At 69.5% G+C, this 26,243-nt stretch carries 18 protein-coding genes; 12 read left to right on the forward strand and 6 right to left on the reverse strand.

Annotated elements, in window-relative coordinates; genetic code table 11:
* Positions 1–45: 45 nt before the first annotated feature.
* The 3 genes from ACFWV3_RS34100 to ACFWV3_RS34110 are packed head-to-tail and all read right to left on the reverse strand — an operon-like array spanning position 46 to position 4,342.
* Entirely contained in the window at positions 46–1,455 is a 1,410-nt protein-coding gene (locus tag ACFWV3_RS34100) for a GntP family permease (protein ID WP_382417470.1), read from the reverse strand.
* Positions 1,452–3,035: an amidohydrolase family protein gene (locus ACFWV3_RS34105; protein ID WP_382417472.1), complete on the reverse strand. Its 1,584-nt coding sequence runs from the start codon at positions 3,033–3,035 to the stop codon at positions 1,452–1,454. Before ACFWV3_RS34105 ends, ACFWV3_RS34100 begins: the two co-directional genes overlap by 4 nt.
* A 14-nt stretch (positions 3,036–3,049) precedes the next feature.
* On the reverse strand, positions 3,050–4,342 hold the full coding sequence (locus tag ACFWV3_RS34110) for an amino acid deaminase (RefSeq protein WP_382417474.1): 1,293 nt from the start codon (positions 4,340–4,342) through the stop codon (positions 3,050–3,052).
* Between the two features lie 85 nt (positions 4,343–4,427).
* Here ACFWV3_RS34110 and ACFWV3_RS34115 point away from each other — a divergent pair, with 85 nt between their 5' ends.
* From ACFWV3_RS34115 to ACFWV3_RS34125, 3 genes are read left to right on the forward strand one after another with little or no spacing between them, the layout of a single operon-like run.
* Positions 4,428–5,393: a sugar kinase gene (locus tag ACFWV3_RS34115; protein WP_382417476.1), complete on the forward strand. Its 966-nt coding sequence runs from the start codon at positions 4,428–4,430 to the stop codon at positions 5,391–5,393.
* Positions 5,394–6,140, forward strand: a complete 747-nt coding sequence (locus tag ACFWV3_RS34120; RefSeq protein ID WP_382417477.1) for an IclR family transcriptional regulator — start codon at positions 5,394–5,396, stop codon at positions 6,138–6,140. It begins immediately after the preceding gene.
* Positions 6,141–6,170: 30 nt separating this feature from the next.
* Positions 6,171–6,551, forward strand: coding sequence for a RidA family protein (locus ACFWV3_RS34125; RefSeq protein ID WP_030481733.1), 381 nt, complete (start codon positions 6,171–6,173; stop codon positions 6,549–6,551).
* Between the two features lie 57 nt (positions 6,552–6,608).
* Here the strand turns inward: ACFWV3_RS34125 and ACFWV3_RS34130 are convergent, their stop codons facing one another.
* Together ACFWV3_RS34130 and ACFWV3_RS34135 are read right to left on the reverse strand one after the other, a co-directional pair.
* On the reverse strand, positions 6,609–8,522 hold the full coding sequence (locus tag ACFWV3_RS34130; RefSeq protein WP_382417480.1) for a tachylectin-related carbohydrate-binding protein: 1,914 nt from the start codon (positions 8,520–8,522) through the stop codon (positions 6,609–6,611).
* Between the two features lie 76 nt (positions 8,523–8,598).
* A complete protein-coding gene (locus ACFWV3_RS34135) occupies positions 8,599–10,605 on the reverse strand; it encodes a tachylectin-related carbohydrate-binding protein (RefSeq protein ID WP_382417481.1) in 2,007 nt (668 codons plus the stop codon).
* 336 nt (positions 10,606–10,941) lie between these two features.
* Here ACFWV3_RS34135 and ACFWV3_RS34140 point away from each other — a divergent pair, with 336 nt between their 5' ends.
* The 4 genes from ACFWV3_RS34140 to ACFWV3_RS34155 all read left to right on the forward strand — a co-directional run bounded on the left by ACFWV3_RS34140 (position 10,942) and on the right by ACFWV3_RS34155 (position 22,462).
* Positions 10,942–20,721, forward strand: a complete 9,780-nt coding sequence (locus tag ACFWV3_RS34140) for an RHS repeat-associated core domain-containing protein (protein ID WP_382417483.1) — start codon at positions 10,942–10,944, stop codon at positions 20,719–20,721.
* Positions 20,722–20,732: 11 nt separating this feature from the next.
* The gene (locus ACFWV3_RS34145; RefSeq protein ID WP_382417485.1) at positions 20,733–21,164 is read left to right on the forward strand and encodes an SUKH-3 domain-containing protein; all 432 of its coding nucleotides are present in this window, start codon (positions 20,733–20,735) and stop codon (positions 21,162–21,164) included.
* 75 nt (positions 21,165–21,239) lie between these two features.
* Entirely contained in the window at positions 21,240–21,830 is a 591-nt protein-coding gene (locus tag ACFWV3_RS34150) for a hypothetical protein (protein WP_382417487.1), read from the forward strand.
* Complete coding sequence (locus tag ACFWV3_RS34155; RefSeq protein WP_382417489.1) at positions 21,827–22,462, forward strand: hypothetical protein; 636 nt, start codon at positions 21,827–21,829, stop codon at positions 22,460–22,462. The genes ACFWV3_RS34150 and ACFWV3_RS34155 overlap by 4 nt, the downstream gene beginning before the upstream one ends.
* A gap of 7 nt (positions 22,463–22,469) precedes the next feature.
* Here ACFWV3_RS34155 and ACFWV3_RS34160 read toward each other — a convergent pair whose 3' ends face one another.
* On the reverse strand, positions 22,470–22,811 hold the full coding sequence (locus ACFWV3_RS34160) for a DUF1844 domain-containing protein (RefSeq protein WP_382417491.1): 342 nt from the start codon (positions 22,809–22,811) through the stop codon (positions 22,470–22,472).
* A 288-nt stretch (positions 22,812–23,099) separates the two neighbouring features.
* Here ACFWV3_RS34160 and infC point away from each other — a divergent pair, with 288 nt between their 5' ends.
* The 5 genes from infC (at position 23,100) to ACFWV3_RS34185 (ending at position 26,192) form a co-directional block, all read left to right on the forward strand.
* Positions 23,100–23,711: a translation initiation factor IF-3 gene (gene infC, locus ACFWV3_RS34165; RefSeq protein ID WP_382417492.1), complete on the forward strand. Its 612-nt coding sequence runs from the start codon at positions 23,100–23,102 to the stop codon at positions 23,709–23,711.
* A 49-nt stretch (positions 23,712–23,760) separates the two neighbouring features.
* Positions 23,761–23,955: a 50S ribosomal protein L35 gene (rpmI, locus tag ACFWV3_RS34170; protein WP_086663968.1), complete on the forward strand. Its 195-nt coding sequence runs from the start codon at positions 23,761–23,763 to the stop codon at positions 23,953–23,955.
* 81 nt (positions 23,956–24,036) lie between these two features.
* The gene (gene rplT, locus ACFWV3_RS34175; RefSeq protein WP_382417494.1) at positions 24,037–24,426 is read left to right on the forward strand and encodes a 50S ribosomal protein L20; all 390 of its coding nucleotides are present in this window, start codon (positions 24,037–24,039) and stop codon (positions 24,424–24,426) included.
* A complete protein-coding gene (locus ACFWV3_RS34180) occupies positions 24,423–25,262 on the forward strand; it encodes a TrmH family RNA methyltransferase (protein WP_382417556.1) in 840 nt (279 codons plus the stop codon). Before rplT ends, ACFWV3_RS34180 begins: the two co-directional genes overlap by 4 nt.
* A gap of 36 nt (positions 25,263–25,298) precedes the next feature.
* Positions 25,299–26,192, forward strand: a complete 894-nt coding sequence (locus tag ACFWV3_RS34185; protein ID WP_382417496.1) for a S41 family peptidase — start codon at positions 25,299–25,301, stop codon at positions 26,190–26,192.
* Positions 26,193–26,243: the final 51 nt, after the last annotated feature.

Below are 26,243 nucleotides of genomic sequence, written 5' to 3' on the forward strand. Positions count from 1 at the left end.
CGTCACAGCGATGTCAAGCGGGCGAAAATGTTGATTTGTGTCGGATCAGACAACCAGGCTGATGAGTGCGGCGACCACGAAACCGACCACCGAGAGGATGGTCTCGAGGACGGTCCACGACTGCAGCGTCTCCTTCACCGACAGGCCGAAGTACCGGGACACGATCCAGAACCCGCCGTCGTTGACGTGCGAGGCGATGATCGAGCCCGACGCGATGGCCATGACGACCAGCGCGAGCTGCGGCTGCGAGTAGTTCAGGTCCGCGACCACCGGGGCGACGATGCCCGCGGTCGTCACGATCGCGACCGTCGCCGAGCCCTGGGCGATGCGGATGACGCAGCTGATCACGTACGCCAGCGCGATCACCGGCAGGCCGATGCCCGAGAGCTCGTTCGCCAGCGTCTTGCCGATGCCCGTCGCGGCCAGCACGGCGCCGAAGAAGCCACCGGCGCCGACCACGAGCAGGATCATCGCGACCGGCTTCAGCGACGCGGCGGACAGCTCCGCGACCTTCTCCCTGGTCATGCCGCGCCGGAAACCCAGCAGCCAGAACGCGAGCAGCACCGAGATCGTCAGCGCCACCGCGGGCGTGCCGAAGAACGTCGCCACCGAGTACAGCTTCGAGCCCTTGGTCAGCAGGATCGAGCCGAACGTGCCGGCGAGGATCAGCACCAGCGGCAGACCGATGATCGCCAGCACCAGGCCGAGCGACGGCGGTTCACGACCGTCGTCACCGCTGCCGTTCTCCGCCCGCGCCGCCTCGGCTGCCGCCAGCATCTCCTCCGGCACCGGCACGTTGATGCGCTTGCCGATCCAGTACGAGTACAGGACACCGCCGACGAACCACGCGGGAATCGCGACCGCGAGACCCATGATGATGATCCAGCCGAGCGACACCTTGAGCAGACCGGCCGCCGCCACCGGTCCGGGGTGCGGTGGCATGAACGCGTGCATGACCGAGAGGCCCGCCAGCAACGGCATCGCGAACAGCACGATCGACTTGCCACTGCGCTTGGCCGCCACGTACACGAGCGGTGCCAGCACGAAGATGCCGATGTCGAAGAAGACCGGCACGCCGAAGATCAGACCGGCGAGACCGATCGCGACCGGCGCGCGCTTCTCGCCGAACGCGTTCATCAGCTTGTCCATCAGCACCTGCGCGCCGCCGGACGCCTCGAGGATCGCGCCCAGCAGCGTGCCGAGCCCGATGATCGCGGCGATGTGGCCGAGGATGGAGCCGAAGCCCTTCTCCAGCAACGAGTCCGAGGCCTTCTGCGCCGACCCGACCAGCGTCTCCACCGGCACGCCGGCCAGGAGGGCCACCAGCAGGGCGACGACGATCAGGGCGATGAACGGCTCGACCTTGAACTTGATGATCAGCAGTAGCAGCACCGCGATGCTGACTACCGCGAGGGTGAGCAAGCCCCCTGTTGAGTGTTGCAACCAGTCGATCACGGGCGGCTCCTGAGTGAATGGCCTGGCAATGCGCCGGTGGCGGTTCCGTCATCGATCACCGGCACCCCGTTGCAGAACACGAACGGGATGCCGGCGGCCTGCTGTCGCGGCTCGTCGAACGTCGCCGTGTCGGCGATCGTCTCCGGGTCGAACAGCACCAGGTCGGCCGCGCAGCCCTCGCGGACCAGACCCCGGTCGGTGAGCCGCAAACGCTTGGCGGCACGGCCGGTGAGGTGCTCGACGCACTCCTCCAGGCTCAGCACGCCCAGCTCGCGGACGTAGCGCGCGAAGTAGCGCGGGAACGTGCCCCACGCGCGCGGGTGTGGCCGGTCGCCGACGAGCAGGCCGTCGCTGCCGCCCGTGTGCGCCAGATGTTTCATGATCGCCTGCACGTTCTCCTCGTGGCCCACGTGCATGAGGCACGAGGTGCCCAGGCGTTCGTCGACCAGCGTGTCGAAGTAGAGGTCGGCGGGCGCGCGGCCGAGGCGTGCGGCTGACGCCTGGACGCTGGCGCCGACGAGGTGCGCGTTGCGGTCGTTGCGCACGCCGTTGATCTCGATGGAGTCCCAGTCGACCGGCACGCCGTGGCAGCCGTCCGACCCGGTCTCCTCGATCTCGGCGCGGATGCGTTCGCGGGTGTCCACATCGGACAACCGTGCCAGCGCCTTCTCCGGCCCGCCTTCCGTGGCCCACGACGGCAGCAACGCGGAGAGGTACGTCGCGCCCGGCAGGTAGGGATAGGTGTCCAGCGAGATGTCGGCACCACCGGCGATCGCGTCGTCCAGCAACGTCAACAGCTCGGGTGCACGGCCCTTGTTCACCGGGAAGTTCATCGTCGCGTGCGCCAGGTGCAGTGCGCAGCCGGAACGCTTCGACACGTCCACCATCTCGGCGTAGGCCTCCAACGCGCCCGCGCCGTAGCTGCGGTGGTGCGGGCTGTAGAACCCGCCGTGCTGCCCGACGACCTCGCACAGCTGCACGAGCTCGGACGTGTCCGCGTACATGCCCGGCGTGTAGGTGAGCCCGGACGACATGCCCATCGCGCCCTCCGCAAGCGATTGCGCGAGCACGGTCTTCATCCTGTCCATCTCGGACTCGGTCGGCGGCCGGTCGTCCCAGCCGACGACGAGCATCCGCAACGTCCCCTGCGGCACCAGGTACGCGGCGTTGACGGCGATGCCCCGGTCGAGCCGGTCGAGGTACTCGCCGACCGAGCGCCAGTTCCAGTCGAAGCCGGGCGGGTCGTCGTTCCACCCGGCGAGCTGGCCGCGCAACGTCGCGAGCACCTCGTCGTCCACCGGCGCGTACGACAGGCCGTCCTGGCCGAGCACCTCGGTCGTGACGCCCTGCGAGACCTTCGCCAGGTGGTCCGGTTCGGCGAGCACGCGCAGGTCGGAGTGCGAGTGCATGTCGATGAACCCCGGCGCGAGCACGAGCCCGTCCGCGTCGATCGACCGCGACGCCGACAGGCCGTCCCCGATCGAGGCGATGACACCGTCCTTGATCGACACGTCCGCGCGGTACGCGGGCGCGCCGGTGCCGTCGGCGATCAGTGGTCCGCGCAGGACGATGTCGTCCATCGGTGCACTCCTCGTCAGAAGTAGGTGCGGATGAGGTCGACCACGGTCGTGCCCTGCACGACCGGGATGAGCTGCCACTTGTCGAACACCGTGCACGGGTGGGACAGGCCCAGCCCGACCCAGTCGCCGACCCGGACCGTGGCCTCCGCGCCGAGCTGGAGGAACGCGTGCTGGTCGTTCAGCGCGGTCACGCTCGCCTGCGCCAGCGGGGCGATCGCACCGTCGCGGCGGCGCAGCAGCTGCGGTTCCGGCAGGCCCTCGTCGAACGACGCGTCGCGCTTGCCGATCGTCAGCAGCGCCAGGTCGCGCTGCGGCCGCGAGGTCACCTGGGCCCACGCGCGCAGAGCGCTCTTGAACGGCTCCACGCCGTCGATCCGCGAGAACGGCGAGATGCCGCGGTAGAAGCCGTCGTCGTGCGTGATGTACGCGCCGCTGCGCAGCACCGGGGTCACCGGCACCGGCCACGGCTGCGAGAGCGTCGCCGCGACCTGGTCGAAGTACGCGCTGCCGCCCGCGGTGACGATCACCGAGTCCAGCTCGTCGAACGTCCCGGCCTCGGCCAGCCGCAGCACGAGCGTGCGCAGGTCGTCCAGGTAGCCGTCGATGACGGACTTCGCCGAGTCGGACGCGTCGTGCGCGAGAGCACCCTCGTACCCGCCGGCGCCGACCAGCCGCAGCACCGGGCTCTGGTCCACGGCCCGCGCGACGGCCAGCGCCGTGTCGAGGTCGCGGGCGCCGGTCCGGCCGCCGGGGGCGCCGAGCTCGACGATCACGTCGACCGGCCGGGACGGCTGCAGCTCCTGCAGCGTCTCGGTCATCAGCGCGACGCCGGCCTCGGAGTCGGCCCAGCAGCTGAACTCGAACGCCGGGTCGGCGTCCAGCTCGCCGACCAGCCAGCGCAGCGCGGCGGGGTCGAGCAGCTGGTTCGCCAGCAGGATCCGGGAGACGCCGAACGCCCGGTAGACGCGCAGCTGGGAGGCGTTGGCCGCGGTGATGGCCCAGACGCCGTGCTCGATCTGCCGCTGGAAGAGCTGCGGAGCCATCGTCGTCTTGCCGTGCGGCGCGAGCTTGACGCCGTGGTTGTCGCACCACTGCGCCATCGTCGTCAGGTTGTGCGTCAACGCGTCCGCGTCCAGTACGACGAGCGGCCCGACGAACTCGTCGGCGAACAGGTCCAGCCGCCGGTCGGCGACTTCGCCGATCGTCGAGCCGAACGTGGTGGACGGCAGGCCCTTGAACCGCCAGTTCACCCGTTCGGACCGGATGTCGGCGACGGCGGCGAGGTCCATCTCCATCAGTTGTTGCATATTTTGCAACTCCCATTGCGCGATGTGATGCTGGAGTGTGTAGCATTCGGGTGCGCCGCCGTCAACGAACACCTCTGGAGCACGCATGCGGTTCGAACACGTCGGCGGTGTCGTGTGCCTCGGCGAGACCATGGTGATGATGGTTCCGGCTGACCCCGGACCTGTGCATCTGGTGCGCACGTGGCATCGCGCCGTCGGTGGTGCCGAGTCCAACGTGGCCTGTCACCTCACGCGCCTCGGGGTGCGGTCGTCCTGGGTCAGCGCGGTCGGCGACGACTCGTTCGGGCTGGCGGTGCTCGACACCGTGGGCGGCTACGGCGTCGACGTGTCGGGGGTGCGGGTCGACCCGGTGCGCCCGACCGGCCTCTACGTCAAGGAGGCCTCCCCGGACGGCAGCCCCGTGCGCTACTACCGGCGCGGGTCGGCTGCGTCCGGCATGGGCCTCGAGATGATCGACCGGCTCGGCCTCGGCGAAGTCGCGCTGGTGCACGTCAGCGGCATCACGCCCGCTCTGTCGGACTCGTGCCTGGCGTTGATGCAGGAGCTCCTGCGCCGCCCGCGGCACGGGTTCCGGATCTCGTTCGACCTGAACTGGCGGCCCGCGCTGTGGACCGACCGCGACCCGCGCGTCCTGCGGGAGCTCGCGGACCTGGCCGACGTCGTGCTCGCCGGGTCGGACGAGGCGGAGCTGGTGTGGGGGACCGGTGACCCGCAGCGGCTGCGGGCGTTGCTGCCCGGCCCGGCGTCGCTGGTGGTCAAGCAGGGCGCGGACGGCGCGACGCTGCTGGAGGACGGCGAGTCGTACTTCGAGCCGGCGCTGAAGGTCGAGGTCGTGGAACCGGTCGGCGCCGGCGACGCGTTCGCGGCCGGGTTCCTCGCGGCTACCTTGGCGGGGGCGACCCCGTCGGTGCGGCTGCGCGCGGGCCACCTGCAGGCGGCCTCCGCTTTGCTCACCGCCGAGGACGTCGGAGATCCTTTGCCGGACGACGTGTCGGACCCGCTGCTGCACGCCGACCCGCGGACCTGGGCGTCCGCCCGCCTGGAGGTGTAGATGAGCCAGAGCCTCGACCGCGCGCTCACGCTCGTGAGCCAGCTCGCGACGGGACCGAAGACGCTGGACGAGCTGTCCGGCGTGATCGGCGTGCACAAGTCGACGACGCTCCGGCTGCTGCGGACCCTGGAGTCGCACCGGTTCGTGCAGCGCGACGGCGTGCACCACTACCGCCTCGGCACGGCGCTGTTCGACCTCGCCAACCGGGCCCTGGAGGAGCGGGACGTCCGCCGTGCCGCCGAACCGGCGCTGCGCGAGCTGAACGCCCGCCTCGGCCACACCGTCCACCTCGCGTCCTACGAGGACGGTGAGGTGATCTACATCGACAAGTACGAGTCACGCCACCAGATGCGCATGTACTCGCGGATCGGCCGCCGCGCGCCGTTGCACTGCACGGCCGTGGCCAAGATCCTGCTGGCCGACCTGCCCGCGCCCGCGCTGCAGAAGGTGCTGGCGGGCATGGAGTTCCCGAAGCTGACCGAGAACACCATCCTCGGCCCGGCCGCGTACCTGGCCGAGCTGGACCGCGTGCGCGCCAACGGGTACGCCGTCGACAACTCCGAGCACGAGGACTTCATCCACTGCATCGGCGCCCCGATCAGGGGTGCCCGCGGCGAGGTGCTCGCGGCCGTCTCGATGTCGGTGCCGAAGGTGCTGCTCGACTTCGACGGCCTGCTGTCGCACCTGCCCGACCTGCTCGCCACCGCCGAGGCCGCGTCAGTCGAATGCGGCTATGTGCCCAGGTAGAAATCGAACACTGTTTTGAGGGAGTCTCCGTTGTCCAAGGTTGAGATCAAGACCGCCGACGCGCCGCAGCCGGTGGCCCGTTTCTCCCAGGGTGTGCGCAAGGGCAACATCCTGCAGGTGGCCGGCCAGGTCGCGTTCGACCCGAAGTCCGGCGAGATCGTCGGCACCACGGTCGCCGAGCAGACGCGCCAGACGTTCGCGAACCTGCACGCCGTGCTCGCCGCCGGTGGCGCGTCGATCGACGACGTCGTGATGATCCGCGTCTACCTCACCGACACCGCGCACTTCGCGGAGCTGAACGAGGTCTACGGCGAGTTCGTGACGGACCCGGCGCCCGCGCGCACGACTGTCTACGTCGGACTGCCGGCCGGTCTGCTGGTCGAGATCGACGCGCTGGCCGTCGTCGACTGACCCGCTCGACGCGCGAAAGGGGCTCTCCACATCGGAGAGCCCCTTTCGCTTTGGGCGTCAGGACGTCTTGCCGCCCACGTAGGTCACCTCGGCCACGGCCTTGCGGGCCATCGCGCCGATCGCCCCGCGATAGGCGTAGACCTCGCCCATCGGGTCGCGCCACGTCAGCAGCACGTCGCCGTTGTTCATCTTGATCATCGTGGTGTCGGTGCCCGCTTCGTGGGTGTCCCGGACTTCCCACACGCGGAACGGCACGGACGGGCTCGACTGACCCGTCGTGTTCACCAGGCCGTTGCCGTCGCGGACGCTGAGCTCCAGGCTGCCGTTGCCGGCCAGCACCGCGGCGGGCGCGCCGGCCGCGACCAGGTCACCGACCGGCTGCCAGGGGCCGGGGAAGCCCGACGTGCCTTCCCGCTGCGTGTAGACCTTGTTGTCGGACCGCCGGACCACGACCTGCACCTTGCCGTCGGTGTGCACGACGGCGGCGGGCTTGCCCAGCACGTCGGTGCCACCGGTGCTACGCGCGGCGGCCAGCGTCGACCCGGTGACCCTGCTGACGCGCACCGAACCGTCGGCGTAGCGGCCGGCGACGTCGATCTCGGTCCCGTTGCGCAGCGCCGTGAAGTCGGCCGTCAGGCCGGAGCCGCCGAGCGACCGCCAGGCGCCGAACGTGCCCTGCGAGGGCGCGCCCCACAGCACGAGCTGCTTGCGGTACCAGAGGGCGCCGGAGGAGTCGACGGCGAACGACACGAGCAGGTTGTCCTTGTCCTTCACCAGCACGGGGTTGCCGACGAAGCGGCCCGCGAGCTCCTTGAACGACGCGGACCACACGTCGCTGTTCTTCGTCGACTGACCGCGGGTGCGGACGCCCGCGTCGGCGGAGCTGTTCGCCTGGACCTCCAGCTTCCCGTCGCCGTACACGCCGTAGGTCACCTCGCCGGTGAACCTGTCGTGGCCCGTGAGGTCCTTGTGGTCCACCAGGAGCAGGTCGCCGGTGCTGCGCTGCCTGCCGTGCGTGAGCCGGCCGGACGGGTTGACGAAGAAGTAGTTCACCAGGTTGTCGTCACCCTGGTAGGCCGCGACGGGCGCCGAGTAGTTCGGGGTCAGCACCGGCGTGGCGGGCGGGGTCGGGCCGCCGAGGATCTTGCACGCGTCCGGCGCGCCCTCGATCTGCCAGTCCGCCGACCAGCCGTCGGAGACGAACTTGCCGGCGTCGGCCGCCCACTGGCCGTCGCCGAGGTAGCGGTACCAGCGCAGCTGGCCGCTGTCGGCCTTCACCGCGTAGAACACGCCGCCGCCCACGGAGGCCACGTCGGAGAACTGGTTCCAGCCCGAGCTGCCGACCTCGCGCTCGTACTCCAGCCAGCGCTGGCTCTCGGCGTCGTACTGGTAGCGGAACAGCTTGCCGTCGGTCGAGCGGGCGAACAGGCCGCCCTCGCCGTCGGCGAAGATCATGGTGTACTTCGTGCCCCAGCCGGTGTCGATGATCCGCTCGGTCCAGACGCGGGTGCTCTCGTCGAAGCGCCACCAGTGCAGGGCGTTGTCGGACGGGAAGCCGTAGAAGTCGCCCTTGGCGTCGATCGTGAGCCGGGTCCGCGCGGCCGCGTCACCCCAGCCGTGCCAGCCGCCGGCGATCTTGTCGCTGACGCCGCCGTTGTCCCAGCCGGTGCCGTTCCAGACGAACTTGTTGACGTCGCCCTCGGGCGTGATCTCGTACGTGCGACCGCCGGGACCGGTGTGCATCTGCCCGTCCCACGCGAAGCCGATGCCGCGGTTGGCCGACCAGACCGGGTTGCCGTTCTCCGGTTCCTGGTGCGCCCGCAGCTCCAGGCCGGTGTCGGCGTGCCGCACGAAGACCGGTGCGGCGGTCTGGCACGAGAGCGTGCCCGCGGCGACGGCCTGCGTGGCGAGCACCGGCGTCACCAGTCCGGCGGCGACGACGGCCGCGATCGCGATTCCTCTTGTTCTCACAGCAGTTCCCCCAGTTCTTTCGGGCATGGTGAAGACCGTCCTCCGTGATGCTCCACAGAGGACGGTCCGGGGCAGGTCAGAGCTTCGTCTTGCCGCCGGTGTAGGAGACACCGGCGGTGGCGGACCGCTGGGTGGCGAGCGGCGTGCCGTACGAGCCGCGGTAGGTGTAGACCTCGCCCATCGGGTCGCGCCACGTGATCAGCCAGCTGCCGTCGCTCCACATCGCCGACGACACGTCGGTCGCGGCCTCGTGGAAGTCGCGGACCTCCCACTGGCGGAAGGCGCCGTACTGCTGGTTCTGACCGGTCGAGTAGACGAGGTTGTCGGCGCCGCGCACCGAGACCTCGATCCTGCCCCGGGTGGTCAGCACGGCGGAGGGTGCGCCGGCGGCGGTCAGGCCGTCGATGACGGTCCACGTGCCGGGGAAGCCCGTCGAGCCCTGCTTCTGCGTGTAGATCTTGTTGTCGGCCTTGCGCACCAGGACCTGCAGCGTGCTGTCGCCGCCGTGCAGCACGGCGGCGGGCTTGCCCCTGGCGTCCGTGCCGCCGAGGTCCTTCCACGCGCCGAGCGTCGTGCCGGTCAGGCGGGCGACGCGGACCGAGTTGTCGGTGAGCCGGGCGACCACGTCGAACGCGTCGCCGTTGGGCACCACGGAGAAGTCGGTCGTGAGGCCCTCGCCGCCGAGCGAGCGCCACGCCGTGAAGCGGCCGTCGTTCGCGATCTGCTTGCGGTACCAGAGCTTCCCGTCGGCGCTGACGCCGAACGACGACAGCAGTCCGTCGCCTCCCTTCGCCAGCACGGAGTCACCGGCGAGGTGACCGCGGTGCTGCGTCAGCGAGGCCGTCGGGAACGGGCCGTTGGCGCTCGACTGGGTCTTGCCGCGCGTGTCGGCGTCCTCGTGGCTCTGCGCCTGGACGTCGAACGTGCCGGTCAGGCCCGTGCCGGCGGTGGAGGTGTTCAGGCCGGCCGCGGGCGTGCCGGTGTACCTGTCGTAGCCGGCCAGCGGGGTGTGGTCGACCAGCAGCAGGTCACCGGAGTGGCGCTGGTGGCCGTGCACGAGCGCGCCCTGGGCGTTGACGAGGAAGTAGTTCGCCAGCTTGTCCGGCCCCTCGGCCAGCGTCAGCGGCGCGGTGGGGTTCGGCTGGACCGACGGGCGCTGCGTCGTCGGGTAGCCGACCAGGCGGCAGTCGCCGGGGTAGGCCACGACGTCGAGCTCGTTGTACCAGCCGAAGCCGACTACCTTGCCGAGGTTCGTGTTCGGGTCGCCGGGCGCCCAGGTGTTCGTGTCCTCGAGGTAGCGGTACCAGAGCAGCTGGCCCTGGCCGTTCTGGCCGGGCCACGAGCCGTAGAGGACGTCGCCACCGGGGGAGAAGACCCGGTTGAACATGTTCCAGCCGGCCCCGACGTACTGCGCGTACTGCAGGAACCGGTCGGCCACCGCGTCGTAGCGGTAGCGCAGCAGCTCGCCGCCGGGCTTGCGGGCGTAGAGCACGCCGTCGCCCGCCGCGACGACCAGGTCGAACTGGTCCCAGCCGGTGTCGAGGACCTTGCCGCCCCCGGTCTCGCCGGTCCAGCCGCCGTCGTCACCGCCCTCCCACACGAACATCTTGAGCTGGCCGCTCGCGTTGATCTCGAACAGCCTGCCCTTCTCGTCGACCGTGACCTTGTTGCGGTGCGCGGCTTCCGCGTACCGCGCCCAGCCGCTGCCGACCACGCGGTACTGCCCGCCGCCGGGCATCGTGGCCCAGCCGGGACCAGAGGACGTGTCCACGATCTTGAGCCTGCGCAGCTCACCGCTGGCGGCACCGTTGTTCGGCCCGACGAGGTGGTAGATGACACCGCCGGGCGCGGCGAGCATGCGACCGATCTGCCAGCCGCTGCTGGGGACGTCCTGCTTCCCGCTCCAGACGAAGTTGCCGTTCTCCGGTTCCTCGTGCGGGTACCGGAACACGGTGCCCTGCTGGGTGACGCCGACCACGTTGACCGCGGTGTTGCAGGTGAGCGACGAGGCGGCGGACGCGACCGGAGCGCCGGGTGCGACGAGCAGCGAGACGCCCAGAACACCCGAGACCGCAACGCTCACACCGGATCTGCGCACGCCAAAAGAGCGCGTTGACATTAACTCCCCCAGAAGTCGAGCCGATGTGGACGGTCGGGACGCCCCAGTGCCGTCCCAGTGCCACATCCGGCGAGCGGACCGTAACCCAGCCGCCCCGAAGATCACCAGACCCGACCGGGTGTGAGGTACGTCCGGTTCTGTCCGAAGGTGTCCGGATGCCGCCGTGGACTTGACATCGCCTTCACGCCCTGGCAATGCTCAGTCGTCGGCACTGGGGTTGACGGCGGGTTTTCCGCTGTTGTCGAAGGAAGTTCCTGGGGGAGTAAGACCATGGCCAATGGCCGTATTTGGCGTGCGCGCATGCTTTTCCCGAGATCGCGCAAGGGCAGGATCGCGGCCGTCGTCGGCCTGATCATGGTGCTGCTGGTCGGCACCGTCGGACCGTCGGCGATGCAGCTCGTCCCGCAGTGGGCCGCCGGTGGCGCGCTCGACCCGAGCGAGCTCGCACCCGACCAGAGCTGGGGAACCGCTGCGGACCAGCCGCACGAGACCGAGGGCACGGGTGCGGCGAACCGCGCGATGCCCAGGTCAGAGCTCGCGAAGTACCCGCAACCGAACTTCCCGGCCGCGCCGGAACCACCGCCCAACTCGGCGCGCGAGGTCGCCGCTCCGGTCGGCTTCACCGGCTACGACGCCGCGACGAGCAAGGAGGACGAGTCCAAAAGGGACGCGAACTCCCGCACGTTCCACAACACCGACGGCACCGAGACCACCGAGTTCTCCCAGGCGCGGACGAACTACCGCAAGCCCGACGGGTCGTGGGCGCCCATCGACACCAAGCTCGTGCGTGACGGCAACGGCTGGCGCAACGGCGCCGACTCGGTCGACTCCCGCTTCGGCGGCACGGCCTCGGAGTCGCCGTTCGTGTCGATGAAGATCGGCGGCGGCGAGTTCGCGTTCGGGTTCGCCGGGACGTCCTCCGCGCAGGCGAAGGTGAGCGACAGCACGGTCGTCTACCCCGGTGTCGTCCCTCACACCGACCTCCGGCTCGACGTGCTTCCCGGCGGTGTCAAGGAGACGCTGGTCCTGGCCGGCCCCGACGCCGCCACGGCTTGGGTCTTCCCGTTGCGCCTCAACGGACTGCGCGCGAAGGTCGTCGCGAACGCGGTCGAGCTGACCGACGCGTCCGGGGCGGTCGAGGCGATCATCCCCGCCGGCCACATGACCGACGCGGCGGGCGCGCTCTCCGGCGACATCACCTACGAGCTGGTCACCCACAACGGTGGCCAGGCGCTCAAGATGACCGCGGACGCGTCCTGGGTCCGCGACGGCGCGCGCCGGTTCCCGATCGCCGTCGACCCGACGGTGACCGGACCGGCCGCGGACCCGGCCATCTCGACCAACGGCTCGTCCGTGCTGAACGGCACGACGCTCAAGTCCGGCGACGGGTACACCACCTACCTGAAGTTCGGCCTGAGCGGGATCGCGAACCACCGCGTGTTCGGCGCCCAGCTCTACCTGTCGAACTACGACGCGCCGTCGTGCCGGCCCCAGCCCATCAGCGTGCACGCGGTGAACCAGAGCTGGGACAGCGGGACGAAGTCGGTGCTGCCGACCGGTGGCGCGCTGGGCGGCGGCTCGTTCGCGTACGGCTACGTCGGGCTCGGCCAGTCGCACTCGGCCTGCCCGCCGCGCCCGGAGGCCATCGACCTCGGCGAGGGCGGCCGGGCACTGGTCGAGGGCTGGGTCAAGGGCGGCCAGGCGAACAACGGCTTCGCGGTCAAGGCGCTCGCCGGCTGGAAGCTGTTCGCGGGCGCGGGCACGGCCAACCCGCCGCGCCTGTTCGTGACGAGCACGCCCTACGACGCCGGCTACCGCGTCGAGCGCGGCATCCCGGAACCGCCGGTGCACCGCACCAGCGACAACCCCGCGGACCCCAACGCTCCCAAGCCGACCGTCAAGATCGCGGTCACGAACAAGAGCGGCCAGACCTGGAGCCAGGCCGCGGGGTACAAGCTGTCGTACCGCGCGTTCAGCTCGACCGGTCAGCCGAAGGACGCGCGGGTGGCGGCGGAGCTGCCGCGCAGCGTCCCGCCCGGTGACACGATCGTCCTGGACGCCAGGGTGTTCCAGCTGGAGCCCGGCGACTACCTGCTCGACTTCAGCATGGTGCACGGCAACACCTTCTTCACCGACGAGCAGATCCCGCCCGCTCGCCTGTCGTTGACGGTGTTCGAGCTGCCGCCGATCGTGAAGGCGCAGTACCCGCCGGCCGGTCACTCCTCGCCGGTGCTCACGCCGCAGCTGTGGGCCGACGCGGTGGACGTCGACGCGCCGCCGAACACGACGATCGACTACGAGTTCGAGGTCTGTCAACGCAACGACGTCACCGGCGAGACCAACGTCGGCTGCCGGCTCTCCCCGCGGTCGAAGTCGCGCACCTGGACCGTCCCGAAGGGATGGTTGCAGTGGAGCGAAACCTATTACTGGCGCGCCTTCGCGATCGACCCGTCGGGTGCGCGCAGTGAGGCGCTCCAGTTCAGCGCACTGCTGACCGCGGTGCCGCAGCCCGACGTCACCTCGCACCTCGGCGGCGCGCCCTACAGCGCGGGCGACCTCGACTTCGACCCGCAGATCGGCAACTACACCACCGCCGCGGTCGACTCGGCCATCGGCGTCACGGGCCCCGAGCTGACGGTCGCCCGCACCTACAACAGCCTCGACCCGCGCAAGGACCTCGCGTTCGGCGCCGGCTGGTCCACGCGCTACGACATGCGCGTCGTGCCGGACGACGACGGCACGGGCAACGTCGTGGTGACCTACCCCGACGGCCAGGCGGTGCGGTTCGGCAAGAACGCGGAGGACGGCAGCTTCGACCCGCCGCCCGGCCGGTTCGCGACCTTCTACCAGGACAGCTCGACGCGCAACTACGTGCTGGTCGACAAGTCCAACGCCACCTACACGTTCCGCTCGTCCGACGGCAAGGTCGCCTCGATCTTCGACAACGCCGGCCGGCTCGTGGAGTTCGACTACGGCGTCAGCGGGCAGCTCAAGCGCGCGATCAACCGCACCAGCAACCGCACGCTCTACTTCACCTGGTCGGGCAACCACGTCAAGGAGGTCCGCACCGACCCGCCGGTCTCCGGTGGCACGCCGATCCGGTGGACCTACGAGTACTTCGGCGACCAGCTGAAGAAGGTCTGCGACCCGACGACCGCCTGCACCCAGTACGAGTACTCCACGGGCTCGCACTACCGGTCCGCGGTGATGGACTCGAAGCCGGACTCGTACTGGCGGCTCGGCGAGCCCGCCGGCAACGCGGCCGTCAGCCAGGTCGCGACCAACCTCACCAAGGACTGGGGCGAGCACCGCGACACCACGCGCGACCTCACCGGTCCGCTCGACGGCAGCCCCGACAGGGCCACCGGCTTCAACGGCAGCAGCTCGCTCGTGAAGCTGCCGGACGGCGCGATCAAGAAGAGCCGCGACCTGTCGATCGAGCTGTGGTTCAGGACCACGACCGGCGGGCCGCTGGTCGGCTTCCAGCACAAGCCGTTCGACGAGAACCCCGAGGGCGCCGTCCCCGTCCTGTACGTGGACAGGGACGGCAAGCTGCGCGGCCAGTTCTGGCACGGCAGGGTCTCGCCGATCACCAGCTCCGCCGCGGTGAACAACGACCAGTGGCACCACGTCGTGCTCACCGGGTCGCTCGCGACCACGACGATGTTCCTCGACGGCACCAAGGTCGGCGAGATCACCGGCGCCGAGATCGACGACAGCAGGCTGAACTTCGGCCAGATCGGTGCCGCGCACGCCGTCGGTCCCGCCGACTGGGCGCCGTACGGCTGGTGGCCTGGCGAGGGCAAGAAGTTCTTCGGCGGCCAGATCGACGAGGTCGCGCTCTACCAGCACCCGCTCGGCGAGGCGGCGGTCAAGCAGCACTACGCCGCGCGCGAGCACTCCGACCAGCTGACCAAGGTGACGATGCCGAGCGGCCGAGTCGCCGCGGAGCTGTCGTACGACACCGTGAACGACCGGATCTCGCAGTACACCGACGAGAACGGCGGTCTCTGGAAGCTCGGTCTGCCGCAGGTCTCCGGCACCGAGGACAAGGACGCCGCCGGCCGGTCGGTGAAGAACCTGGTCCGGTCGATCGAGGTGACCGACCCCGGCAAGCGGTCGCACTTCTTCGACTACGACCCGGTCAAGGGCCGGATCATCCGGTTCGTCGCCCCGCTGGGCGTCGGCGTCCGCACCGAGGACAGGCCCGACCCGTCCGTCGTGCCGACGACCCCGACCGGCGCGCCGCCGTGCACCGGCACCCCGACGCCGAACCCGGACGGCAGCCCGACCTACTGCGGTGGCAAGACGGGCAACGACCCGACGTGGGTCGGCGGTCCCGTCCAGGGCGTCGGCGTCCGCACCTACGACTACGACGAGAGCGGCTTCCAGCACGTCATCACCGACGAGAACGGCCACCAGGTCGAGCTCAAGCACGACGAGCGCGGCAACGTGCTGTCGCGCAAGACGTGCCGGACGTCGAGCCAGTGCGACACCGAGCACTTCACCTACCAGCCGCCGGCCGCCGGTCACGTGAACGACACCGACCCGCGGATCGACAAGCAGCTCACGGCCCGTGACGCGCGGTCGGCGAGCGCGACCGACAACACGTACCTGACGTCGTCGCAGTACAACGAGCGCGGCGACCTGACCAAGCAGACGATGCCCGACGGCACGACCGTCGTGCACGACTACACCAAGCAGGGCGACACGGGCGTCGACGGCGCCAACGTTCCCGTAGGACTGCTGAAGAGCACCACCGACGGTCGTGGCAAGACCACGAAGTACGTCTACTACGGCAACGGCGACCTGTTCTCCGTCACCGAACCGCCGCGGGCCGACAACGCCAACGGCATCACCACCGAGTACCGCTACGACCTGCTCGGCCGCAAGGTCAGCGAGAAGCAGGTCTCGGACGAGCACCCGGCCGGGCTGGAGACGAAGTTCCTCCTCGACGGGCGCAACAAGCCGGTCGAGGTGACCGACGCGGCCGTGACGAACGCGGTCACGAACGTCAAGCACACCAGGCACACCAGGACGACGTTCAACGCCGACGGCCAGCCCGAACGCGTCGACATCGCCGACCTCACCGGCGGCGACGAGACCAGGACCCTCGCCTACGGCTACGACGACCGCGGCCGGCAGAGCTCGGTGACGGACGCGGAAGGCGCGACGACCTCGTACGCCTACGACGTGTTCGGCAACCGGACGTCGGTCGTGGACCCGTTGGGCACCAAGGTCGAGTACGCCTACACCGCGCGCAACAAGCTCGCCGAGGTCCGCCTGCGCGGGTTCCACGGCAAGCCGATCAGCGGCGGCATCGGCACCGGCGAGACGGCCGACGACGGGCAGCTGCTCGTCATGGAGGCGTACACCTACGACCTCGGCGGCCGGCTCATCTGGCAGACCGACGCCATGGGCCGCAAGACGGTCTACGACTACTACCAGAACGGCCTGCTGTTCCGGTCCAGGGCCGAGGTCAGGGGCGCCGGCGGCACCAAGACCCTGAAGCTGCTGGAGGAGAACACCTACGACGCCGCGGGCAACGTGCTGACCCGCAAGGGCGCGGGCGACCGCCTCACGTCGTTCAAGTACAACCGCAACAACCAGGTCGAGGAGGTCGTCGCCGACCCGGGCTCCGGCAAGCTGGCTCGCACGACGCTCTACACCTACGACCCCAACGGTCTGGTCAAGCAGGTCGTCAAGTCCGGCCAGGCCTCGAACACCGGCACGATGAGCGCCGCGACCAGCGAGGTCGTCGACTACACCTACGACAGCGTCGGCAACCAGCTCACCGAGGCGGTCAAGCTCGGCTCGCAGGCGCTGACCACGTCGCGCACCTACGACCGGCGCGGCCTGATGACGTCGGAGACCGACCCGCGCGGCTTCACGACCGAGTTCTCCTACGACGAGCAGGAGCGCCAGGTCCGGGTGAAGCAGCCCGCCGTGGCCGTCGAGACGGGCGGCGGCGCTCCGGTCACCGCCCGGCCGGAGAACGTGGTCGGCTACAACACCTTCGGCGACGAGGTGGAGTCGAAGGACGAGAACGGCCAGGTCACCAAGCGGTTCTACGACAAGAACGGCCGCCCGCTACGCGTGGAGCTGCCGGACTACGTGGCACCCGGCACGACGACCCCGGTCAAGGCCGTCACGTCGACGAGGTACGACCCGGCGGGCAACGCCGTCGAGACGACGAACCCGCGCGGCGCCGTGACCCGGTTCCGCTACGACCAGCTCGGCCGCATGGTCGAGCGCCAGGACCCGAAGGCCGACGCGCCGACCGAGGTCGGTGGCGTGTGGAAGTACACCTACACGCACAAGGGCGAGCAGCTCTCGGCGACGGACCCGACGGGTGCGCGCACGGAGTCGACCTACGACGACCTCGGCCGCGTGGCCACGCAGTCGGTGCTCGAGCGCAAGCCCGTCGCCGCCGCGTTCACCACGACGTTCGAGTACAACGACGCCGGTGAGCTGGTGAAGGCCACCGCGCCGAACAACGACGTCACGAAGTTCGGCTACGACGCCCTCGGCCAGCGGATCACCGCCACCGACCCGGCGAACGTGACGACGAAGTTCGGCTACGACGGCGCGGGCCGCCAGGTGTGGCAGCAGGACGCCCTGGGACGCACCAGCTTCGTGCGCCACGACGCGGCCGGCCGGATGGACGCCCAGTTCAGCCTCGACGGCGCCGGGCAGATCCTGCGCCGCACCGGCTACACCCACGACGCGGCCGGCAACGTCGAGACCGCGACCGACGGCATGGGCAAGACCGCGCGCTACAGCTACGACGCGCTCGGCAGGCTCACGCAGCAGGTCGAACCTGTCTCGGACACCGAGAGCATCACGACCTCGTTCGGCTACGACGCCAAGGGCAACCGCACCCGGTACACCGATGGCCGCGCCACCAAGTTCGTCACGACCTACAACGCGTGGTCGCTGCCGGAGTCGGTCGTCGAGCCGTCCACGGAGGCGCACCCGAACGCGGCCGACCGCACCTGGACGACCACGTACGACTCGACCGGCAACGTCGAGAAGATGGTGGCGCCCGGCGGGATCACGCGGGAGCGGCAGTACGACTTCCTCAACCGCTTGACGAAGGAGACGGGCGCCGGGTCGTCCGTCGCCGCCGCGGAACGGGTCCAGGCCTACGACCCGGTCGGCAGGCTGCTGGAGTCCAGCGCTCCCGGTGGCAAGAACGTCTTCACCTACAACGACCGCAGCGGCCTGCTGACCGCGAACGGCCCGTCCGGCGACTCGTCGTTCGAGTACGACGACCTCGGCAGGATGAAGACGCGCGCCGACGCCTCCGGCACGGCCCGCTTCACCTACGACAAGGGCCGGCTGCACACCGCGACCGACAGCATCACCGGCACCGGCCAGGTGTTCGGCTACAACGACGCCGGCCAGCTGTCCCGCGTGCAGTACGGCAGCGCCCGCACCCGCGACGTCGACTACGACGCTCTCGGCCGGATGAAGTCCGACGTGGTGAAGGACGGGACCACCGGTTCGGTCGTCTCCTCCCTGGCCTACGAGTACGACAACAACGACCGCCTGACGCGGAAGGTGACGTCGGGCCTGGCGGGTGCGGGCGACAACACCTACACCTACGACCAGTCGAACCGCCTGAAGTCGTGGACGGTCGGCGGCGTGACGACCGCGTACGAGTGGGACGCCTCCGGCAACCGCACCCGTGCCGGCGCCAAGACAGCGGTCTACGACGAACGCAACAGGCTCAAGTCCGACAGCGACTACACGTACAGGTACTCGCCGTCCGGCGCGATGCTGTCGCGCACGTCGTCCGGGTTCGAGGAGAAGTTCTCCTTCGACGCCTTCGACCGCATGATCGCCGTGGGTCAGACGGCTTACGCCTACGACGGCTTCGACCGCGTGGTCTCCCGCAACACCAAGAAGTTCGCCTACGCGGGAACCGACATCGACCCGGTGTCCGATTCGGACTCGTTGTTCGGCCGTGGCGCCTCCGGTGAGCTGCTGTCGTTGCAGCAGGGCACCGAGAAGCGCCTGGCGCTGACCGACAAGCACGGCGACCTGGTGGGCGGCTTCGACCCGGCCCAGGGCGGCATGCAGGACTCGACCGCCTACGACCCGTTCGGCAAGCAGATCGCGTCGTCGGGCACGAAGCGTTCCGTGGGCTACCAGGGCGACTGGACCGACCCGGACTCGGGCCAGGTCAACATGGGAGCTCGCTGGTACCAGCCTTCGTCGGGTGCTTTCTCGTCACGTGACACGGTTTCCGCCTCGTCGGGCGCCTCGGTCCTGTTCAACCGCTACACCTACGGCGCAGGCCGCCCGCTCGACATGATCGACCCCGACGGCCACTGGCCGAACTGGGGCGCGGTCTGGAACGGCGTCAAGAAGGTCGCCTCCGTGGGGCTCGAGGTCGTCAAGGAGGTCTCGGGCTACAACGACATCGCGAACTTCATCCGCGAGCCGAGCCTGGGCAACTTCCTGTGGGCGGCCTCGAACTTCGTGCCGTTCGGCAAGCTCGCCAAGGGCGCCAAGTACCTGGTGAAGTACGGCGACGACCTGATCGGCGGCGCACGCAAGTACGGCGACGACATCATCGGCGCCGGCCGGAAGTACGGCGACGACGTCGTGGGCGCGGGCCGCAAGTACGGCGACGACATAGCCGGCGCCGTCCGCCGCAACGCGGGCGACATGGCCAAGACAGCGGCGAAGGAAGCAGCCCAGGCAGCAGCCCGAAAAGCCGCGGCAGCAGCGGCCGCCGCAGCCGCCCGGTTGGCCGCCATGAAGGCGGTGACGGCCCGCGCCAAGTCCGCGATCGCGCACGCCGTGAAGAACAACGCCATGCCCGTGCTGCAGGCGGCGCTGAAGCCGAAGATCGCGATGAAGGACCTGGTGTCGTCGTCGGCGAACATGCCGGCCCGCCTGGTCGGCGCGGTCGCGGAGAACGTGCAGGACGTCAACAAGGTCTGGGACACGATCAAGGCGACCGTGATCAAGCCCGGCGTGTCCGTGGTGCAGTCTGTGGGCGAGCAGATGGTCTCGGACTTCGCGAACTCGCAGGTGCCGGGGCTCGGGGACCTGATCTCGCTGTTCGGGCCGAACCGGAAGAGGGGCAACGACAAGGCGAAGGACTCGGGGGCGCACGGGCGCAACGAGGCCGGCGCGAGCTGCCCGATCAGCCGCAACAAGAACAGTTTCACGGGTGACACGCCCGTCTTGATGGCGGACGGATCTCGGAAGCCCATTCGGGACTTGAAGGTCGGTGACCTCGTACTGGCCACCGACCCGACCACCGGGAAGACGGCCGCCAAGAAGATCACCGATGTCCGCGGGTACCTGACGGACTCGGCGGTCCACCAACTCGACGTGTCGTCGGAGTCCGGCGGCGGAAAGATCTCGGTCACCGACGAGCACCCGTTCTGGCTGCCCGACCTGGGCAAGTGGCTCTCGGCCGGGGACATCGAGCCGGGGTACCGGTTCCTCACCGCGGACAACCGTCCTGCGACGGTCACCGGCACCCGGACGTTCTCCGGTGGACGGTTGGTCTACAACCTCACGGTCGACGGGCTTCACACCTACTACGTGGGTGCGGGCGGTGCCGGAAAGGCCGCTGTAGCCGATGTACTGGTCCACAACGCCGATCCGTTCCTCTGCGAACGCACGCAGTCGTTCGGTGAGGAACCGCACATGGTTGCGGAGACCTTGAGCGATGAGGTGATCGCGAGCAACCAGTGGACGTCGAAGACGCGCGGAAGCACGGCTGAGGCGATCAGGTTGCCTGGCGGTCAGGTCTACGCCTACCCGAGCGTTCGCGGCGGTACCTTGCCGATCGTCGTCCCCTCCAACATCACCGGCATCGTCGCCGGTGCTCGGCAGAGCGGGATATCCAGCAAGGGCAACGGCAGTTGTGGCCTGATCATCTGCCTGTCGATGGCCGTTCTGGACGGGCACGATCCGACTGGTTCCGACGCTGCGGCTGTGATGCTCAGGAACAAGGACAATCCCAACTACATGAAGCCGATCGGGCCGTGTGCTCTCTGTCGTCCGGTGGTCAACCACTTCAGGATCGACTTCCACACGGACGACGGCATCTGAGAGAGGACCACGTGAGCGGCTTTTCACCTGAGGTTCGGGAGTCCCTGCTGAAAGCGGGCTGGACTCCCGGCCGCAGGGTGGACACGGTGAGGTGGACGTCCGGGTTCACCGCGGCTGGACTGCCGCCGCACGCCGCTGCCGTGGAATTCCTCGCCGAGTTCGGCGGGCTGTCGTTCAGTCCCGTGGACGACTGGAGCTTGGGGTCGCGCTTCGAGTTCGATCCCTTGCTCTGCATCGGCGAAGAGGACCGCTTCCACGAGTGGAGCGCGGATCTCGGCAGCCGGCTGTTCCCTCTCGGGGAGTTCGACGGCGGGCGGTACTTCCTGGGCATCGACGAGGAGCGGACTGTCTACCTCGTGGAGACCTGGCTGGCCAGTTTCGGCCGAGGCCCGCAGGCCGTGGAGAACCTGATCCGGAGGGTGCCGCCGGAAAACGTGCTCTAGAGATCGCCGGTGGCGGTCAGGGGTGCCGGGTTGGGCGGTCCTGACCGCCGCAGACGTTGTGGCAGCATCCGCACCATGAAGTGGTACGCGGACAGACCGGTCAGGTTCACGCGTCAGCTGATCGCCGACCTCCTAGCCGTGGCATGGGTGGCCCTCTGGATCTGGGTGGCCACCACCGTCCACGACTGGGTCCTGGAGCTGCGAGCCCCAGGAGACGGCCTGGTCAACGCAGGCGGCAACATCCGCGACGTCTTCACCAACGCCGCCGCCAAAGCGCGGAACGTCCCCCTGGTCGGCAACGACCTGGCGGGTGCGCTGGGCAACGGCACCAAGGCCGGCGAGACGCTCACCAACGCCGGCAACGCGCAGATCAGCGTCGTTCAGGACAGCGCGTTCTGGCTGGCCGCCGCACTGGTCGTGGTCCCGGTCCTGTTCCTGCTCATCACCTGGCTGCCGCTGCGGCTGCGGTACGCCCGCAAGGCCGGGGACACGGCCCGGCTCCGGGACAAGCCCGATCTGCTGGCGCTGAGGGCGCTCACCGGTCTCAGCCCGCGGCAGCTGGCCAAGTTCGACGGCGATCCGGCGGTGGCGTGGCGGACCGGGGACACCGACGTCATCGACGAGCTCGCGTCCAGGCAGCTCAGGGCGCTGGGGGTGCGGGCATGATCGCCGTGTCCGTCATCGCCGCCGTGGTGGCCATGGTCGCCACGGCCATCGCGCTGTGGCAGGCGCGGGAGGCCAAGAACGCCCAGCACGCCGCCAACAAGGCCCAGGACGCCGCCGAGAAGGCGCAGGACGAGGCGCGGGCCGCGCGCAAGGCCGTCGAGCAGGCCGCGTCCAGTGCGTTGCAGGCCAAGGCCATGGCCGAGGAGGCCAGGGGCACGACGGCCAAGGCGGAGGAGGCGGCGCAGACGGCTCGGGCGCTGGCCGAGGAGGCCCAGCTCGCCGGGCAGCAGGCCACGGCGCAGATGAACGAGATGGCCGAGGTCCTCGCCGCCGAGCGCAGCAGGCGGGGGATGCCCACGTTCGCCATCACGCCGGCGGCGCCGGACGAGTTCCGGCTCAGCTACTTCGGCGGGCCGGCCGTCATCGAGCAGCTCACGGTGTCGGTGGTACCGGGGAGCAGGGTGCTCGGGCTGTCGCAGTACGACGAGCCGCCGAAGGAGCACCTCGCCGTCGGGCCGCTGTACAACGGCTCCGCCGTCACCTTCAGGGCCGCCACCGGCCAGCGGGCCAGCGCGGTCTTCCAGATCAAGGCGGAGCCGTGGGAAGCCGTCGTCGTCAGAGCGGACCAGTAGAGAACGGTCAGTAGACGGGACCGGTGTACTTCTCGCCGGGACCCTGGCCGGGCTCGTCGGGAACGGCGGAGGCCTCGCGGAACGCGCGCTGGACCGACTGCAGGCCGTCCTTCAGCGGGGCCGCGTGCGGGCCGAGGTACTCCGACGTCGCCGTGACCAGGCCGGCCAGGCCCGTGATCAGGCGGCGGGCCTCGTCCAGGTCGCGGCGCGGGGAGTTGTCGGGGTCCGGGTCGGCGAGACCCAGGCGCTCCGCGGAGGCGGACAGCAGCATCACGGCGGCGCGGCTGATCACCTCGATGCTGGGGACATCTCCCAGGTCACGGACGCTGTCTTCAAGCGGATCGGTCACGTGCCCATTCAAGCAAGCCGACGTCACAGGCCCGCGATTCGGGGGTTGACAAGACCGTCTGCTAGTATTTCGGACGCGACCAGCTCTCGTTAGTGCGAGAGCGGCAAGTGGAGCCCCGCTCCCACCCGCGATCACCGCTTCTGGAGGTGGCCGGGTCCGGTCCTCCTGGCAGTCAGGGCGCACGGGCGTCCGAGCAGGCAGGTGTGAGATCGGTCGGAAGCGGGCCCTGTCGTCGACATCGACGACGGGGCTCTTGTCTTTGGCGCAAACGAGTCTCAAAGGACGTGAATGACAAGTCCCTCGAACCGCGGTGCACCCGTCAGCACCGAGCCGCGCATCAACGACCGCATTCGGGTGCCGGAAGTTCGTCTGGTCGGGCCGAATGGTGAGCAGGTCGGGATCGTTCGCATCGAGGACGCGCTCCGACTCGCGCAGGAAGCGGATCTCGATCTCGTAGAGGTCGCCGCTCAGGCTCGCCCGCCGGTCTGCAAGCTCATGGACTACGGCAAGTTCAAGTACGAGACCGCGCAGAAGGCTCGCGAGTCGCGTCGGAACCAGCAGCTGACGGTCATCAAGGAGCAGAAGCTCCGCCCGAAGATCGACCCGCACGACTACCAGACGAAGAAGGGCCACGTGGCCCGCTTCCTCTCGCACGGGAACAAGGTCAAGGTGACCATCATGTTCCGCGGTCGCGAGCAGTCGCGCCCCGAGCTCGGCTACAGGCTTCTGCAGAAGCTGGCGGAGGACGTCGCGGAGCTGGGCTTCGTCGAGTCGAACCCGAAGCAGGACGGCCGCAACATGATCATGGTGTTGGCGCCGCACAAGAACATCAAGCCGCGCGTGGTCAAGCACGACGACGACGCGCCCGAGGCGGACGACACCGCTTCGGACGAGGCGTAGGACGCACGCCCGCCCCCGACCCGGTGGGTAGCACGAGACGAGGACGGAAATGCCGAAGAACAAGACGCACAGCGGGACCTCGAAGCGCTTCAAGGTCACCGGCAGCGGCAAGATCCTCCGGGAGAAGGCCGGCAAGCGCCACATCCTGGAGAAGAAGTCCAGCAAGGTGACGCGTCGCATGAGCGGCACCGCGGTCGTGTCGGAGAACGACGCCCCGCGCATCAAGAAGCTGCTCGGTCTCTGACCCGCTTCGACACACCCCCTAGCTAACTCGGGGGTTCGGGCCCCGACCCCGAACCCCCCATGAGATCGACAGGATGGACCCGTGGCACGCGTCAAGCGGGCTGTGAACGCCCAGAAGAAGCGCCGTACCACCCTCGAGCTCGCCAGCGGTTACCGCGGCCAGCGCTCGAGGCTGTACCGCAAGGCCAAGGAGCAGGTGCTCCACTCGCTCAACTACGCGTACCGCGACCGCCGTGCGCGCAAGGGCGACTTCCGCAAGCTGTGGATCCAGCGCATCAACGCCGCTGCCCGCGCGAACGGCATGACCTACAACCGCCTCATCCAGGGCCTGCGCCTGGGCGGCGTCGAGGTCGACCGCAAGATCCTCGCGGACCTCGCCGTCACCGACGCCACCGCCTTCACGGCCCTCGTCGAGATCGCGCGCGGCGCGCTCCCGGCCGACGTGAACGCTCCGGCCGGGGACAAGGCCTGAGTCACCACGCACGAGCACACCGACCCGAGGCAGCTCCGTTCACCGAACGGACGCCTCGGGTCGTTGCTGCTCGCCACCTCACCCGCCGCCAGGGCCGCGACAAGGCAGGCCGCTTCCTGGTGGAGGGAGCCCAGGCCGTCCGCGAGGCACTGGCCTGGCGCACCGGCGCCGTGCACGAGCTCTTCGTCACGGCCACCGCCGCCGACCGCAACGCCGAGCTGCTCCAGTCCGCAGAGGACCAGGGCGTCCGCATCAGCGAGGTCGACGACAAGGCCGCGGCCTCCCTCTCGGAAACCGTGACGCCCCAAGGCCTCATCGCCGTCTGCGACACCGTCCCGCAGCCGCTGGACACGGCCCTGACCGGCACCCCACGCCTAGTGGCGGTGCTCTACGGCGTCTCCGACCCGGGCAACGCGGGCACCGTCACGCGCGTGGCGGACGCGGCAGGAGCCGACGCCGTGATCTTCGCCGGCGACACGGTCGACCCCCACAACGGCAAGTGCGTGCGAGCCTCCACCGGCTCCCTCTTCCACCTGCCCATCGCCCGCTCCCGAGACGCCGACGAGGTCTTCGAAGCCTGCCGCCAAGCCGGCCTCCGACTCGTCGCCGCCGACGGCTACGCCGAACACGACCTCGTGGAAGCCTCCGCGAAGGGCGACCTGAAGCACCCCACCGCCTGGGTCTTCGGCAGCGAGGCCCACGGCCTCCCGGACGACGTGGTCGCCAAACTCGACACCGCGCTGAAAGTCCCCCTCTACGGCGCGGCCGAAAGCCTGAACCTGGCCACCGCCGCCGCGGTCTGCCTCTACGCCTCGGCACGAGACCAGCGGAATTGAGCTGACGCCCCGCCGGGCGCGCATTATCGTGCGCCCGTGCGCGAACCCGAGATAGAGCTCCTCTGCTCCCAGCTGGCCTCCTACTACGTCTTCCCGGACACCGCCGCCGAGATCGCGAAAGTCCTGCAGTCGAAACTGGCCGAAGGCGCCTACGCCACCGCGGCCGACGACCAGCAGTTCGCCCAGCAGGTGACCGAGGACCTGCAGAGCATCAACGGCGACAAGCACCTCCGCCTGCTCTACAGCGAGGCAGAGGTCGAGGAATCCGACCAGGAGTCGGCCTGGGACCCGGTGGCGTACAAGAAGGAAGCCGAACAGGATGCCTTCGGCATCCGCAAGCTCGAACGCCTGGAAGGCAACATCGGCCTGCTGGAACTCAGCCTCCTGCACGACGCCGAAATCGCCACCCCAGCCGTCACCGCGGCGATGAACCTGATCGCCCACACGAACGCCCTGATCATCGATCTCCGCAACAACGGCGGCGGCGACCCCCACACGGTAGCGCTGATCTGCAGCTACCTGTTCGACGAACCGGTGCACCTCAACGACATCTACAACCGCCCGGAGGACAAGACCCACCAGTTCCACACGCTGCCGCACGTGCCAGGCCCGAAGTTCGGCGGCAAGAAACCGGTCTACGTCCTCACCAGCTCAAGAACCTTCTCCGGCGCCGAGGAACTGAGCTACAACCTCCAGCAGACCACCCGAGCCACCCTGATCGGCGAAACGACGAAGGGCGGCGCCCACCCCGGCGACCGCTACCGAGTGGGCCCGCACCTGAAGTCGTCGATCCCCAACGGCAGGGCGATCAACCCGATCTCCGGCACGAACTGGGAAGGCGTAGGCGTGGTCCCGGACATCAAGGTGGACGCGGACAAGGCGTTCGAGGTCGCCTACGAAAAGGCGAAGGCGAAGCCGAGCCGCCCTTAGCTTTTTCCATACCTGGCGGGTGGGGTGGTCCCGTCACGAGCAGTGCTCGTG

Origin of the sequence: Lentzea sp. NPDC059081, assembly GCF_042738015.1 — a bacterium.
Lineage (GTDB): Bacteria > Actinomycetota > Actinomycetes > Mycobacteriales > Pseudonocardiaceae > Lentzea.

Bases quoted from the DNA above. Each gene is read 5' to 3' on its own strand.
- ACFWV3_RS34105 (WP_382417472.1), bottom strand. From the start codon at position 3,035: ATGGACGACATCGTCCTGCGCGGACCACTGATCGCCGACGGCACCGGC.
- ACFWV3_RS34110 (WP_382417474.1), bottom strand. From the start codon at position 4,342: ATGCAACAACTGATGGAGATGGACCTCGCCGCCGTCGCCGACATCCGG.
- ACFWV3_RS34115 (WP_382417476.1), top strand. From the start codon at position 4,428: ATGCGGTTCGAACACGTCGGCGGTGTCGTGTGCCTCGGCGAGACCATG.
- ACFWV3_RS34120 (WP_382417477.1), top strand. From the start codon at position 5,394: ATGAGCCAGAGCCTCGACCGCGCGCTCACGCTCGTGAGCCAGCTCGCG.
- ACFWV3_RS34140 (WP_382417483.1), top strand. From the start codon at position 10,942: ATGCTTTTCCCGAGATCGCGCAAGGGCAGGATCGCGGCCGTCGTCGGC.
- ACFWV3_RS34150 (WP_382417487.1), top strand. From the start codon at position 21,240: ATGAAGTGGTACGCGGACAGACCGGTCAGGTTCACGCGTCAGCTGATC.
- ACFWV3_RS34155 (WP_382417489.1), top strand. From the start codon at position 21,827: ATGATCGCCGTGTCCGTCATCGCCGCCGTGGTGGCCATGGTCGCCACG.
- infC (WP_382417492.1), top strand. From the start codon at position 23,100: ATGACAAGTCCCTCGAACCGCGGTGCACCCGTCAGCACCGAGCCGCGC.
- rpmI (WP_086663968.1), top strand. From the start codon at position 23,761: ATGCCGAAGAACAAGACGCACAGCGGGACCTCGAAGCGCTTCAAGGTC.